Here is a 14,278-nt window from a genome sequence, read left to right as displayed (position 1 = left end):
ATTATAACTGAGTAGCTAACATAATAAAAGATGCAACGACACTTTTTTCACGAATCATTTGTCGCTGACCTTTAAACAAAAATTCCTGACACCACAAATCGGTTTTATTGCTAATGCCAATGTAAACTGTTCCTACTTGCCGTTGTTCTAACGTTTCAGGTCCTGCCACACCTGTCAAACCTACTCCCCAGTCGCTTTGCATCACAGTAGCACTTTGTAGCGCCATTTGCTCTGCTGTCCATTGGCTGATTACACCGTATTTTTGCAGTAAATTAAAATTAATTTTTAGTAGTTTACTCTTCATTTCCATTGAATACGTAACTAAACCACCAGAAAAAACATTGGAAGCACCCGAAATATTCGCTAAAGTTGCTTGGAACAATCCCGCTGTCAAACTTTCTGCTGCGGTAATTGACTGTTTTTGCAATTTCAAAGTTGCTACCACTTGCTTGATAACAGGATTATAAGCAGCCAGATCAAAGTGAAGATTATTACTTTCTTGTTCAATAAAGTCCTGCAACGTATTCATTATTTTGCCCCTTTATTAATTACACTTTTTTTGTCCAAAATATTTAACAATTAAAAAAACCGCCTCACCTTTTTTTCAGTGGCCGGTCCATAATTATTTAAAATCAGAATAGTATTGCCTATTTTGCCAAAGATAATCACAAGCAGAATAGACAGTAAACAATAAACAAACATAAAGCATGATCATTCCAAACGGAATATGCCAATAACTAAATATAGGATCATTCAATAACAAAAAGACAATTGCCAACATTTGGGTAGTTGTCTTAATTTTACCTGGCATTTGCGCTGCCATTACCGAACCACCTTGTTCTATAATCAGTAAGCGCAATGTGGTTATTAATAACTCACGGCAAACAATGATCGCAACCACCCAAGCAGGAGCTTGTTGACGAGCCACTAAAAAAGTGAAGGCCGTTAAAACTAGCATCTTATCAGCTAAAGGATCCATGAATTTACCGAAATTAGTAACTAAATGCCGTTTACGGGCAATTTGTCCATCAGCATAATCAGTCAAAGAAGCAAACACAAAAATAACTGCTGCAATCAATATTTCCCAAGAAATACTAGTTCCTAAAAAACGAACTTGTCCCCAATGAAAATTAAAAGACATAAAAACCATAAATACAGGAATCAAAAACATTCGAATTACTGTTAATTTGTTGGGTAAATTCATGCAACTACTCCTTAATCTTCAAAGTATAGTTATGAACTGTCCCTGTCTGCTTTTCTGCAACAGGTAAATCTTGATTATTAATTTTAATTTTCGTAACTGGAGCATTACCGGTTTTAATTTGCAATTCTTTAACGTCATTACCAACACTAATGTCCTTACTGGAACCGGCAGTGACTGTACCTTGCCACAAAACAGTATCTGCAACTTTGACAGTAATCCAGGCATCAGCATCTTGTGTAGTAACATTAACTGTATGCTGTTGTTCAGCTTGCCAATTTTCAATAGTAAATTGATCTGTTGCATCCTGATCAGCCACAATTTTTAGGTTACGCTCTTTTTGTTGCTCTGCCTTTTTATTATCAGGCGCTTTATTACTTGATTTAGCTGGCTTTTTCTTCTTAGCAGCCGGCTTTTTGGCAACTTGTTCTTGCCCAGAGTCTGGAATTTGTGCATCATTTTTTTTATGCGTTTGCGCTACCGCAACTGCGATAAATACTACAATCAAAATAACAATCGCCAAAATAGTCACTTGCGGCCAATGTCTTTTTAAATTACTCAGTAAAGATTCTTTCTTAATAACCGGAACATCCTCACTGGGTTCTTCTGTTTGAACTGTAGGAATTTCTGCGACATATTCGTCGAACAACTTAGCGCTATCTAAACCAACACTTTGTGCATATTGCTTAATAAAAGCTCGCACATAAAAATCACCTGGCAAACGATCAAAAGCACCTTCTTCAATTGCTGTCAGATAACGTTTTTGAATTTTTGTTATTTTCTGTAAATCATCAATCGAATACCCCTTTTGCAAGCGGGCATCACGTAACTTATCTCCTAATTCACTCATTACATAACCACCATTATTAGTCTTCGTAAAGTATAACACAAACAAAAAACATTATTCCAGCCAACCAGCAGTGACGTAAAGAGTTTGACCTGTGAAATATTGTGCTCGTTCATCTAACATGACTTTTACCCAATAGCTAATATCTTGTGGTTGAGCCATTCTGCCAAGGGGGATCTGCGCAATCAAATCATTTTTGTCATTTTCACTCAACATATTATTCATTTGCGTATCCACTGCACCTGGTGCCAAAACGTTTACGGTAATGCCTAAACTAGCAACTTCCTTAGCATAAGACTTAGCAAAAGCTGACAAAGCTCCCTTAGTCGTACTATACATAACTTCCATAGCGCTACCTTGTTTGCCGTAAACCGACCCCAATAAAATAATTCTCCCCGTCGGACTTTTAGCTAATTTGACTTGCAATCGTTGAATTAAACGTAAAGTAAATTGCAAATTAATTAACCAAATTTGCGTCATTTTATCAGCTGGCAATTGCGCGAATAAATGATAATCAGTAACCCCCTGAGCAGCAATCAAAGCATCCAAACTAAAAACATTATTCACTATAATATCTAATTCATCAATTTTGGTCATATCAATTATCAACGGTAAAAAATCCTGATCAGGATAGTCTGAATTTAGTTGTTCCACTTGCTGTTGCAATTGTTCCTGCTGACTGAAACCTTGTAAATATAATGACCAGCCAGATTGAGCTAACTCTTGGACAATTTCTTGTCCAATAGCTCCGGTAGCTCCTAAAATTAATGCCCATTTCATTTTTTTGGCTCCAAATAAGTTGTTGTTAAATTGGCTTCTTGAAAAATATTAGTTGCCAGCTCCAATAAATCTTGCAAATTAATATTTGACAAAACTTCAAACATTTGCTGATAAGTTAAACCATAAAAATTTAATTCCGCAGACTCTAAAGCTAAATTCTCCATATAATTTTGTGCAAACAAATAACTCCCCAAGCTATCCCGTTGAACCGCTACAAATTTCTCGGGTAATAATTCCTGCAGTATTCTATCACTAAATAAATAATCATGCAGCGCTTGCGCTAATTTTTCCGGTTGATCCGTTTGCATACTAATTAGCACTAACGAATAGTGACGTTCCACAATGACACTATAGGAAAACGAATCATCAATTAAATTTTGCCCCACCATTTGCTCATGAAAAGTGGCTGTATCACCTAAAATCAATTCAAACAATAATTCTAATTGATTTTGTAAAATGATCATTTGTTGTAAATTACGTTGTTGTGGGTCAATGCGTAAACCAAACATCAAATGTGGACGCTGTGCTTTAAAAGTAATCCTTTGCATTGATTTTACCGGATTTAAAACAGGATATTGTTGAATTGCATTTGTCGGCACACGCTGAGCAAATTCCTGCAAATGTGGATATTGTTTGGTAATTGACGTTAAATATTGTTGAATCGCTGTAGTGGAGGCAGATCCAGCCAAATAGATGCGAAATCTGTCAGGAACATAATAAGTTTGGTAAATATCCAGCAATACTTTGGCATCAATCTGCGATATGGAAGTTAAATCACCAGCAATATCATTACCTAAAGCATCTTGGGGATAAAGATTATTTAAAGTTACCTGCTCGATAACCCACTCTGGCATGTCAGCATACATTTGAATTTCTTGTCCAATTATCTCCCGTTCTTTTTGAACATTATCCGCTGTAAAATAAGGTTCACTAATTAAATCCAATAATACACCTAAATTATTCTCCACTTGACCAACTGTTTTAAATAAATAAGCGGTTTTAGTATAACTAGTGAAAGCATTCGAACTAGCACCATATTGCGCATATTTTTGTGAGCTATCAAACCCTTGCTTAGCAAATAATTTGTGTTCTAGAAAGTGGGCTGAACCTGCAGGTATTTGTCCACTGGCGGAGTCAATAGAGCCAAAATCCACCATTGCCACGGCATAAGTTTGATTAAATTGCGGTCTTTCAAGCACATAAAGAGGCAAATTTAAATCATTATCAACTCTAATTGCCTGTAGTTCATCCATTTTCAACACTTCCTATCAAATCATACTCAGCCACCTTAACTAAATCAGCAGCAGCTTGCTTTACTTGACGAACTGTGACCGCTTGAATCTGCTCAATGAAATATTGATCATCCAAAATAATTTTTGGATCCAAAGCTTTCATTAGCAAACGTTCACCTTGCTGATTCAGACTATCAGAACCTACCAAACGTCGATTAATAATTGCTAATTTAGCATGTGCTAGACTTTGTTCATCAACTTTTTGCGTTAAATTTTTAATTTGCTGGTCAATTAAATCTTCCACCTGCACAATATCTTTGGCTGTAATGCCCGCCTGAATTATTATAAACTGCTGACGTACATTGACTTCACTATAAATAGAATACGCTAGCCCGGCTTGTTCGCGTACTTGCTGGAACAATAATGCTTGATCATCACCACCCAATAACATATTCAAAACATGTGAAATAGCTTTGGAAACATTTTGCGTCATTTTATAAGCCACAACTAATTGTGTTTGTTGAAGCGGTTCAATAGTTTGTTTTTTAATGAAATTGGTTGGTAATTCAACTAAATTTTTGGATTCTAACTTCAACAAATCATAATTGCTTGCCAAAAAGTCAAGCTGCTCTAAACGCTGGGGGACGATTTCTTGTCGTGGGTCACCTACAATACTAATGATAACGCGATTAGTAGTAAGTAATTGCTGATATTCATGATACAATCGACCGGCATTCAAAGTCGAAAGCTGCTTGGCACAACCAAAATCTGGTACAACCAATTCAGGGTTATTTTGATAGAGCATCTTGTGCATAGCAAGACTTGCTCGTAAAGCATAATTATCTGTCAATGACTCGTACAAGTTAGCTAAATTATATTGTTCTAACTGAAACGCTTGCTCTTGAAACTGGTCATGCGTCGGCACTAGATTAGGATGCTGTAAAGTTTGCCATAGAAGCGTCAATGCTTGATTATTGACATCTTTATGAGGCACTTGCGGTACCGTAACTGCCAAAGACAAAATATTCAAATTTTGCAAAATAGTCGTTTGCGCACTTAAATCCGTTCCGTATAGAAAAGCTAGTCGTTGTGCTAATCGTGCCTCACTAGAATATTTTTGGTTGGAACGTTGCAAAAGATCAGCCAGCAGACGTCTAGCCGTAGTTTTAGAGCCAATTTGTGGAGCAATAAAATTAAATTTCCATTTAAGCGCACTAAATTTGTTACTAGGCAACCAAATAACTTCAATTCCGGGTGCCAAATTATAATTTATTATTTTAGTCATCTTGTCTAATATCCTCAATTTCTGGACGTTCAACCAATACTTTACGAGGCTTAGCACCTCGTGCTGGTCCAATAATGCCCCGTTCTTCCATATCATCAATCAAACGGGCTGCACGATTATAACCGATCTGAAAACGCCGTTGTAGCATAGAAGCACTAGCCTTTTGTTCATGTGCCACTAAGTTAACAGCATCGTTCCAGTATTCATCATTGGGCGTTTGTTGTTTGTCATCTTGCTCGGCACTGTCTTGTGGAATTAATTGTTCATCATATTTTACATGCTGTTGTTTGCTAACAAATTCCACAACCCGTTCTACTTCTTGTGAAGAAATATAAGCTCCTTGAATTCGTTGAGGCTTACTTTGACCAATCGGTTCAAATAACATGTCACCACGACCTAATAGTTTTTCAGCACCAGTAGCATCTAATATTGTTCTGGAATCAATGCTACTAGAAACGGCAAATGCCATTCTGGAAGGAATATTAGCTTTTATTAAGCCTGTAATAACATCTACAGAAGGACGTTGCGTAGCAATAATCAAGTGCATGCCTGCCGCACGTGCTTTTTGCGCTAAGCGCACAATCGAATTTTCCACATCACGACCAGCAACCATCATTAAATCAGACAATTCATCAATCACAATAATGATGTATGGCAAAGGTTCTATATCACTTTGTTGTGCAGCATCATTATATTCTTCAATCTTACGATAGCCATGTTGTTGAAACAATTCATAACGCCGTTCCATTTCTTGCACTGCTTTTTGCAAAGCATTATTGGCTTTTTTAGCATCAGTCACAACTGGGATCAAAAGATGCGGAATGCCATCATAAATACTTAATTCAACCATTTTTGGATCTATCAAAATCATTTTAACTTCTTCTGGGTGGGCCTGCATTAAAATTCCCGTAATAATCGTATTAATAGCTACCGACTTACCACTTCCTGTAGAACCAGCAATCAATAAATGAGGTAATTTAGCAATATCACACATCGCAATTTGCCCATAAACATCTTTACCGATCGGAATAGCCAATTTTTGATGAGTATGTGGTGGCTCATTAGCAATAATACTGTGAAAAGACACAATCACTGGATGTTGATTAGGTACTTCGATGCCTACATAAGGCTTGCCAGGAATTGGCGCTTCAATTCGAATATCCTTAGCTGCTAAAGCAAGCGCTAAATCATCAGTTAAATTAACAATTTTGCTCACTTTAACGCCAACTGCAGGTTGAATTTCATATTTAGTTATTGTTGGTCCTAAGGTAGCTTTTTTAACCTCTACTGGTACCCCAAAACTATCCAAAGTAGTCTTTAATTTCTTACGATTTTGCTCAATTAATTGATATTCACTTGATTGATCATTAGAATCAACCGGTGTCAATAAATCTAGCGTAGGTAATTGGTAGTTATCATTAACCTTAGCTGACTCTGTTGATGAAGCTAATGATGGTCTTTTGACATTTTTATGTGGGGTGTCTTTTGGACCTTCAATTGTAAAATCATCAACTTTTTTCATTTCTTTGGTTGCTATTATAGGATCAGCCTCGGTTTTTGGAACTTTTGCATGCTTTGACCTAGAACTCTTTTTAGTTGTTTCACGTTGTTGCCATTTATTTTGTAGTAATACTACAAAATTATGGCATTGAATAAGCAACCAATGAAAAATGTTGATAACTTGGGCTAACCTAACATCGAATAACAATAAAATGCCAATAATAGCCAAAACGCCATTAATTATAATTGTACCCGGCAAAGAAAATAACGGCTTATAGATACTATATAAAAATGCTCCGATCATTCCGCCACCAACATCACTAGCAACTTGATTATTAGCTAAATCTTCTAGCAATAAACGCCAAGAAATCATCGTAACATCATTATTCAAAGTTATTTTCTGAAATAGTTGTACATGCATCAAAGTTAAACAACTACTGATCAACAGGCAAATTCCTAAATAACGTTTCAAGCCCCATTTTGGCATGCGACTAAAAGCAAAAAGCGAAATTCCAAAGATAGCAGTTAATAAAGCTAGTATTTGAAAAGTATTACCACCAATAACGCGATAAATATTAGCCAAAAATCGTCCTAACATACCGAATTTAAAGTCAGCCATTAAAGAAATAAAAATCAAAATTAATCCTACAACATTTATTGTATAGTTGACTGTAGTTTTTTTAGAAGCCTTTTTTTTGGTTCTCGATGATTTTTTGGTTACTTTTGCAGACATAGCATACTCCTAAACAATCTTTCATCGCTTATTATGACATAATTAAACCACAAAGATAAACTGATCACAGATTATTTCCCAGGAAATAATGGATAATTCTAATAAAATTTTTTCTTATATTTTTTAATATAAAATGAACGCCCCATCACTAAAACTAGTTCAGTAAATGAACGTAAAACTAGTAAACTTAACAGCGTAAATCGCCGCAAGATCACTAATAGAATAACACCTATAATTTGCACTAAAGCACCTAAAATAGTCGTCCAAGTAGTTTCTTTATTTTTATCAATGGCCCCTAATAAAGGCCAGCCAAGCATTATTGACCAAAAGCTTAAAAATAATAATGGTATTGTCCAACGTAATAAATAGGCTTGACCAATATATTTACTGCCTCCCACCAAGCGTAGAATCCAAGGTGCTTCAAAGTACGTGATTAGACAACCACCAATAACTAATGGTACCAAAAACAAAAATAATCTTTGCATTATTTTCAGGTTAGGTTTTTGAACCATCTCAGGGTATATACTGTCGGCAATAGGACTGTACAATGCTTGTACAGCTACTACAAATTGCATTATTAATCCCCAATATGCTACATCCGATGGTGCTAGTATCATTCCCACCACTACTGTATTCATAGCTGTATAAGCAGTAGTAGCAACACTAGAAAAAAAGTAGATAAAAGAATCTTGCAATGTCTTAATTATTTGTCGCCAAGAACCGTATTGCAAACAAATATTTAATCTTTGTAATGTGCTAAAAATCCAAGTAACAGCACATAAAGTTCCAATAATATCCAAAATAGGAATCCACAAAATATCTTGATCACTTTTAACCAGGATAAAGGTCAAAATAGTTGCAAATCCCTTCATGATTAAATAACGATAAGTAATAATTTGCATCATTTCTAAACCCCGAAACAAAAAATCAAACAAAAAAATTGTTAAAAACACTGGGACAAACGATAGCAAAGTAAATATTAAATGTTGTCTTAATAGGGGGATAGTAATTATCAAAACTATTAACATTAATAAAGCTAAAATACTTAAAATCAACTTGCCAATTAACACATTGCCTGCAATCAACCCAACTTTCTTATTATCAGATCGTGCGCGCACAACATCTTTAGTCGCTGATAAAATAAAACCAAAATCAACAATCATCTGCATGTAAGTCATAATTGATTTAACATATGTTGTTACACCATACATTTCCACCGTCAAAACTCGTGTCAAATAAGGTAAAGTTATTAACGGCAAAATAATTTTGGTGAAGCTTAAAATATACAGCATGATGGTGTTATTAATAATTTTTTTTGATTGCATATTTCCGTATTACACCTTAATTTTCTTTTAGCAAGTGCTGGAGTATCTGACTAACATTTTGTTGATAATTATCCGTATAAAATGGTTCAATGCTTTTTTTAACTTTCTCTGCTTCAAATTGATATTTATGCTGACAAAAACCGGTTAAATAACTACTTAACTGTTGTATATTGCCACTTGAATACAAGAAACCATTGTTATTATTTATAATCTCAACAGGACCACAGGCGCTATTTGCTGCTACTACTGGCAACCCGTAACTAATTGCCTCGCAGACTGCCATCCCAAAACTTTCTGAACATGATGGTAAAATTAGACAATCTGCTCTTTGCAAATTTTGCCATAATTGTGGTTGAAAACCACGCCAATTAACACGTGTAGCTAAATGTAAGTGTGCAATCAAAGCTTTGCATTGTTGAGTTTCTTGTTGTTTTGGCGAATCATCGTGACCATAAATATCTAATTGCCAGTTTTGTGTTGGTTCAATTAAAGCTAAAGCATGCAATAGCTCTTGCAAATTCTTGTCACCTTTAAATTCAATGCGCCCCACAAACAAAAAACGTGTTGGTTTAGCAGGAATAATAACTTTATTTTGCGGTAAAACAGGATTATGCACTAAAAAAATTTTTGTAGCAGGAATTTGTAAATCCTTTAAATCTGCAACCATTTCTCGTGTCAGAGCTAAATGTCCATCTGCAAATCTTAAAAAACGTAAAATTTTTGGTGCAAATTTATTTTTTAAAGTAAATTGTATCCAAGATAATATACGAAAATTACGTCGTAAAATTTTTTGAATCAGCCAAACATTAAATAATAATTTGGGTGTTAAACATATTACAATGTCTGGCTGGCTTTTATTCAAGTTATGTAAAAGAAAGCTAAACTTCGCAGATGCAGTTTGTTTAGTAGTCACATAAAGCCTATTTAGCGGCACATGGTCGTCATTGAGCCAAGTTTGAGTACCGATAGCTGGCACAACCAATAAATCAATCTTAAACTCCGGTGCCATTAAATTAATAAATTGCTTAATAACAGTTTCTTCTCCACCGTGCCCCGCCAAAAAACTAGCAACAATTAACACTTTTTTCTTCATTTTAGTACTCCGTCAGATTCATTTTTAGTGGATAAAGTATGGTAACAAATCAAAAAAGCTAGAGGAATCAGTGGTGACTGGAAACCAATAAAGGGTGTATTTTCAGAAACAGCTGCCAAAGTCAAAACTAATAATAAAATCGTCAAATAATAATTTTGGCTATTTAAAGTTTTTTTCAATGACCACGTTAAAGCACCTACTACAGTGCTAATAAATAATATGCCAAAAGTAATCGTATAAAAAGCGTAAGCGCCATCAAAAGCACCAAAACCAATTAACTTCATATCAGGAATGGCAGTACCTAACCAAGTAACGGGGAAATTATCAAAATAAAAATGCCAAATCATCGGACGCAGCGTAAAAAAATCATTAAATCGAGGCATCCACGCATAGTTGGTATAATTATGACCGATCCAAAATACTAACCCGGTAAAAAATAGTGGCATAGTGGAAATACAAATATTAATTATCTTGTATTTAAATATGGAGCTACACCAACCTAAAACCAATCCCAAAATAATCATTAAAGACGCTGTATGGTCATTAAGCGGTAAATAAACTACAAGAACTAATATAAATGCCACAATGTTTATTATCCAATTAGAATGGGTAACTAAAGTTTGTCCCAATAAAAAGATCAATGCTAAATAAAATCCTAGTGCATTAGGATTCCTAAATCCCCATGCTAAAAGACCTGCTTCTGTATAACTAGGCAAAATTCCAGCAACGCATAAAACAATTACCATTAAAATTGCAATGATTAGCGCTACTAAATAAGCCGATATCAAATCACGTGTTGACATATTGATAGCTAATGCACAGTAGATAAAGACCATCACCGCTGCCGTTTGTCCTTTAAGCAAGCCTATGATAATTAAACTAGTTAATACAACGAAAAAAATCGCCCTTTTTTTGTTAAAATTCATGAAGGCTGTTTCATAAGCTGCTAAAAAATAAATTGCTACATACATTAAATAATTGGCTATTTTCCAATAAAAACTAGTATGAATATCTTGCCAAGCGCTACTACAAAAAACTTGATAACCGATGGAAATTATTAACACAAGGACATTTTGTTTGAGCTTAATATCCACCAATTACTCCTTAATCTCAAAGCTGCACTGAGTTGCAAATTTGGTTGTCAAAGCTTCCTCTACTGCCTTGGCAGCTGTTTGAAAGTCAAGGGGATCAGAAAAATCAAAATCATTAATGTTTAATAAAGCATGCCGAGAATGTTGGACATCTTGGACAAAACCAGCCCAATTTTGCATATTATATTGTTTACCAAAATGCACTGATCGCGGTGTAAAATCACTGGACAATAATTGCAAATAACGAATCACCCAAATAGAAAAGTCATCAGCAGTTCTAAATTTAGCAGCACCGGTTTTTTCTAAAATTACCGGATACTGCTCCAATATCTGCTGTCCAGAACTTTTTTTAAATGATAACGGTATATGCGGATCATAAAATCGCGTAAACTTTGGCCATGGCATCAATAATAACGTCAACAAATTCCATTCCCAGTTACGCCAAGTAAAAAATCGAAAAAATAAGTGCTTCATAGTAGTCGCTTTAGGATACAAATTATTGACAATACTTAAATTATTGACATAAACATGATCGAATAATTCCGTTGGCATAATCGAATTTAAAGCCAATGAATCTCGTGGATTACCCGCTTGATCAAAAAAATCGCTCGGTGAGACTGGTTTATTTAATAGCATATCATCGTTAAAGCAAACGAAATGTTCCGCTAATTCTGGTAGTTGAAAATAATTAAGTTCAATAACATTAGAATCAAATGTTGGCAAAAATCGTTGCGGAATATAATCTTGATGATCCACCACCACCAATTGATCATTGGTGGTGCAAAGCCATGTAGGGATTTGTTGATCGGTCACTAAAAATATCTTATTAACCCACGGAGCATATCTTTCTATAGAACGCAAAGCATATTTAAGCGTACCATAATCACGATAACGAATTCTGGAACTATAATCGTGGTCGGCATGCGCATGCTGTTGATATTTTTTTTGCCAGTGCGGGTCATCATAGTTCACCCACGAAATAATAAAATCAATCGCAAAATCAGGCTGCTTCACTTTTTAGTTTACCTTTCATCAATTTTGTCATTAATTTAAAATATTTGATAGAATTTTTAAATAAATACCAAGTTAAATAATATAATGTGTGAACAACCGACAGTCCACTTTGGCGATAAGTTCGATAAGTCATACTAATCGATTTAATTTTATTGCCAGATTTGGAAGTTTTATCTAATCGATAAATAATCAAAGGTAGTTGAACTCCTTGAGCGACAACCCCTGTTTTTAAAATTGCCAACCACGTAGCATAGTCTTCATGAAAACCGTCACCATCAGGCAACGGATGCGAGACTAACAAGCTTTTGGCTATTAATACAGAAGAACACGGTATTTTATTTTGCTTTAATAGTTTGTGATAATTAATAAACTTAGGGACAGATAAATGATAGTCAATTATTTGTCCCTTCTGATCACAAAAAGTAGCCTCGGTAAAAATGAATTGAGCAGTCGAATTTTCCAACATTACTTGCCTTTGCTGCGCTAATTTTGTTGGTTTCCATTGATCATCTGCATCTAAAAAAGCAATCCATTCTCCTTGCGCTTTTTTAACACCTCGATTACGCGTTTTTGCCACTCCTAAATTAGTAGGATTTTGCCAACAATGAACTTGCGGATATAAATGAGCGTAATTTTGTGCAATTAGAAAAGAATCGTCTATGGAATAATCATCCAAAATTAATATTTCAAAATTTTGCTCCGTTTGCTGCAAAACACTGTCTAACGTTTGTGGCAAATAATGAGCCGCATTATAAACTGGAATAATAATCGAAATAAAGGGTGAATTTATTTTATTCATCGGTTTCAAATCCTTCAGTACTATCTGATTTAAATAAAATTTTCACTGTAGCAAAAATAATTTTTAAATCTTCAAGCAGACTAGAATTAGCCAAATAAATTAAATCCATTTCGAGTTTGGCATAAGGTGTTGTATTATATTTGCCATAAACTTGTGCATAGCCCGTCAAACCAGCTTTAGTTTGCAAGCGTAACACAAATTCTGGTAAATTTTTTGCATATTCAGTAGCAATTTCCGGTCTTTCTGGTCGTGGCCCCACAATGCTCATTTCGCCGCGAATAATATTTAATAATTGGGGTAATTCATCTAGGCGAAATTTTCGTAAAATAGTTCCCACTTTAGTGACACGCTTGTCATTACTACCAGTGCTCAATAATGCTTTGCCAGCTTGCTCTGCATCAACTTGCATTGAGCGAAACTTCAAAACATTAAACAATTGACCATCTTTAGTTAAACGTACTTGCTTATAAAAAATTGGTCCACGATCTTCAATTTTGATTGCCATCGCAATCAAAACAAATGACGGAATTAATAAAATAAAGACGAGACCCGCTAAAATTAAATCAAATATTCTTTTAAGCAATAAATATTCTGGCTTAGGATTGTAACGTCCTAAATATAGTAAAGGCAGATGCAAAATATGAACTGGTGTTGAGCTGCACATAATAAGATCACCAATACGTGGGACAATATAAACTTTAATATCGTGCGTTACACAATATTTAAGTATTTGATTACGCTCGTGACTATGAATATTAATCAAGAAAACACAATCAAAATTACGTAATTGAGAAAGATCATTTAAAAAAAAAGTCTGCAGATTCATAGTTTTTTGTATAATAAAATTGCGTTTCAAGCCATGCTTATGAAGCAACGCGCGAAAATCCGCTAATTCATCACCCAGTAAAAGTGTTTTTTGTGCTGGAAATTTCTTAAAATACCAATATTCAGTGACTTTACTCCAAACAAGCGCGAAAAAAATTTGTAACACAAAACACAAAATTAAGGGTCCAATATGAATTAACGAGCCTGCTAAAATTACAATCACAATATACATAATCGTATTCGTGAAGAAACAAGCCAGTGCTTGACTATAAACTTTATCACCTATCGAAGATAGCGACACAACAAAAGCGTCATACGTGCGACCATAAAAAAAGTAAATAAGAGAAAATAAAAAAATAACTAAATGATTTCCGTAATTATTAAGGTGGGCAGCAGTCATAGTTGCATAACTAAACAACCATGTTAAAGCAAAAATAGCCGTTACCCCAACTAAATTGACAAACTTTACTATTTTGAGTTGTAAACTGCTGTAAAAATGCTGTTGTGGGTCAATAACACTGTTCATATCTTTATTAATGGACAAAGTTCTGGC

13 protein-coding genes are annotated in these 14,278 nt (G+C 34.8%); all 13 read right to left on the bottom strand.

Annotation, left to right across the window (positions count from 1 at the left end; genetic code table 11):
* Position 1 precedes the first annotated feature (1 nt).
* The 13 genes from MOO47_RS05860 to MOO47_RS05800 all read right to left on the bottom strand — a co-directional run bounded on the left by MOO47_RS05860 (position 2) and on the right by MOO47_RS05800 (position 14,269).
* Entirely contained in the window at positions 2 to 529 is a 528-nt protein-coding gene (locus tag MOO47_RS05860; protein WP_249512528.1) for a CinA family protein, read from the bottom strand.
* A 93-nt stretch (positions 530 to 622) separates the two neighbouring features.
* On the bottom strand, positions 623 to 1,204 hold the full coding sequence (gene pgsA, locus MOO47_RS05855) for a CDP-diacylglycerol--glycerol-3-phosphate 3-phosphatidyltransferase (RefSeq protein WP_249512527.1): 582 nt from the start codon (positions 1,202 to 1,204) through the stop codon (positions 623 to 625).
* A gap of 4 nt (positions 1,205 to 1,208) precedes the next feature.
* Positions 1,209 to 2,051, bottom strand: a complete 843-nt coding sequence (locus tag MOO47_RS05850) for a helix-turn-helix domain-containing protein (RefSeq protein WP_249512526.1) — start codon at positions 2,049 to 2,051, stop codon at positions 1,209 to 1,211.
* Between the two features lie 51 nt (positions 2,052 to 2,102).
* Positions 2,103 to 2,828, bottom strand: coding sequence for an elongation factor P 5-aminopentanone reductase (gene ymfI / locus MOO47_RS05845; RefSeq protein ID WP_249512525.1), 726 nt, complete (start codon positions 2,826 to 2,828; stop codon positions 2,103 to 2,105).
* Positions 2,825 to 4,081: an EF-P 5-aminopentanol modification-associated protein YfmH gene (yfmH, locus tag MOO47_RS05840; RefSeq protein WP_249512524.1), complete on the bottom strand. Its 1,257-nt coding sequence runs from the start codon at positions 4,079 to 4,081 to the stop codon at positions 2,825 to 2,827. The genes ymfI and yfmH overlap by 4 nt, the downstream gene beginning before the upstream one ends.
* Positions 4,074 to 5,345: a M16 family metallopeptidase gene (locus tag MOO47_RS05835; RefSeq protein ID WP_249512523.1), complete on the bottom strand. Its 1,272-nt coding sequence runs from the start codon at positions 5,343 to 5,345 to the stop codon at positions 4,074 to 4,076. The genes yfmH and MOO47_RS05835 overlap by 8 nt, the downstream gene beginning before the upstream one ends.
* On the bottom strand, positions 5,338 to 7,578 hold the full coding sequence (locus tag MOO47_RS05830; RefSeq protein WP_249512522.1) for an FtsK/SpoIIIE family DNA translocase: 2,241 nt from the start codon (positions 7,576 to 7,578) through the stop codon (positions 5,338 to 5,340). Before MOO47_RS05830 ends, MOO47_RS05835 begins: the two co-directional genes overlap by 8 nt.
* Positions 7,579 to 7,676: 98 nt before the next feature.
* Entirely contained in the window at positions 7,677 to 8,903 is a 1,227-nt protein-coding gene (locus tag MOO47_RS05825) for an oligosaccharide flippase family protein (protein WP_249512521.1), read from the bottom strand.
* A gap of 16 nt (positions 8,904 to 8,919) precedes the next feature.
* Positions 8,920 to 9,996, bottom strand: a complete 1,077-nt coding sequence (locus tag MOO47_RS05820) for a glycosyltransferase (RefSeq protein WP_249512520.1) — start codon at positions 9,994 to 9,996, stop codon at positions 8,920 to 8,922.
* On the bottom strand, positions 9,993 to 11,090 hold the full coding sequence (locus MOO47_RS05815) for a hypothetical protein (RefSeq protein ID WP_249512519.1): 1,098 nt from the start codon (positions 11,088 to 11,090) through the stop codon (positions 9,993 to 9,995). The genes MOO47_RS05820 and MOO47_RS05815 overlap by 4 nt, the downstream gene beginning before the upstream one ends.
* Positions 11,091 to 11,093: 3 nt before the next feature.
* Entirely contained in the window at positions 11,094 to 12,101 is a 1,008-nt protein-coding gene (locus MOO47_RS05810; protein WP_249512518.1) for a stealth family protein, read from the bottom strand.
* Entirely contained in the window at positions 12,088 to 12,900 is an 813-nt protein-coding gene (locus MOO47_RS05805) for a glycosyltransferase family 2 protein (RefSeq protein ID WP_249512517.1), read from the bottom strand. Before MOO47_RS05805 ends, MOO47_RS05810 begins: the two co-directional genes overlap by 14 nt.
* Entirely contained in the window at positions 12,893 to 14,269 is a 1,377-nt protein-coding gene (locus tag MOO47_RS05800) for an exopolysaccharide biosynthesis polyprenyl glycosylphosphotransferase (RefSeq protein WP_249512516.1), read from the bottom strand. Before MOO47_RS05800 ends, MOO47_RS05805 begins: the two co-directional genes overlap by 8 nt.
* Between the last annotated feature and the right edge of the window lie 9 nt (positions 14,270 to 14,278).

The sequence above is a fragment of the Bombilactobacillus thymidiniphilus genome (assembly GCF_023380245.1).
Lineage (GTDB): Bacteria > Bacillota > Bacilli > Lactobacillales > Lactobacillaceae > Bombilactobacillus > Bombilactobacillus thymidiniphilus.
Note: the sequence above shows the minus strand (reverse complement) of the source record. Positions and strands in the feature narration are given on the sequence as shown.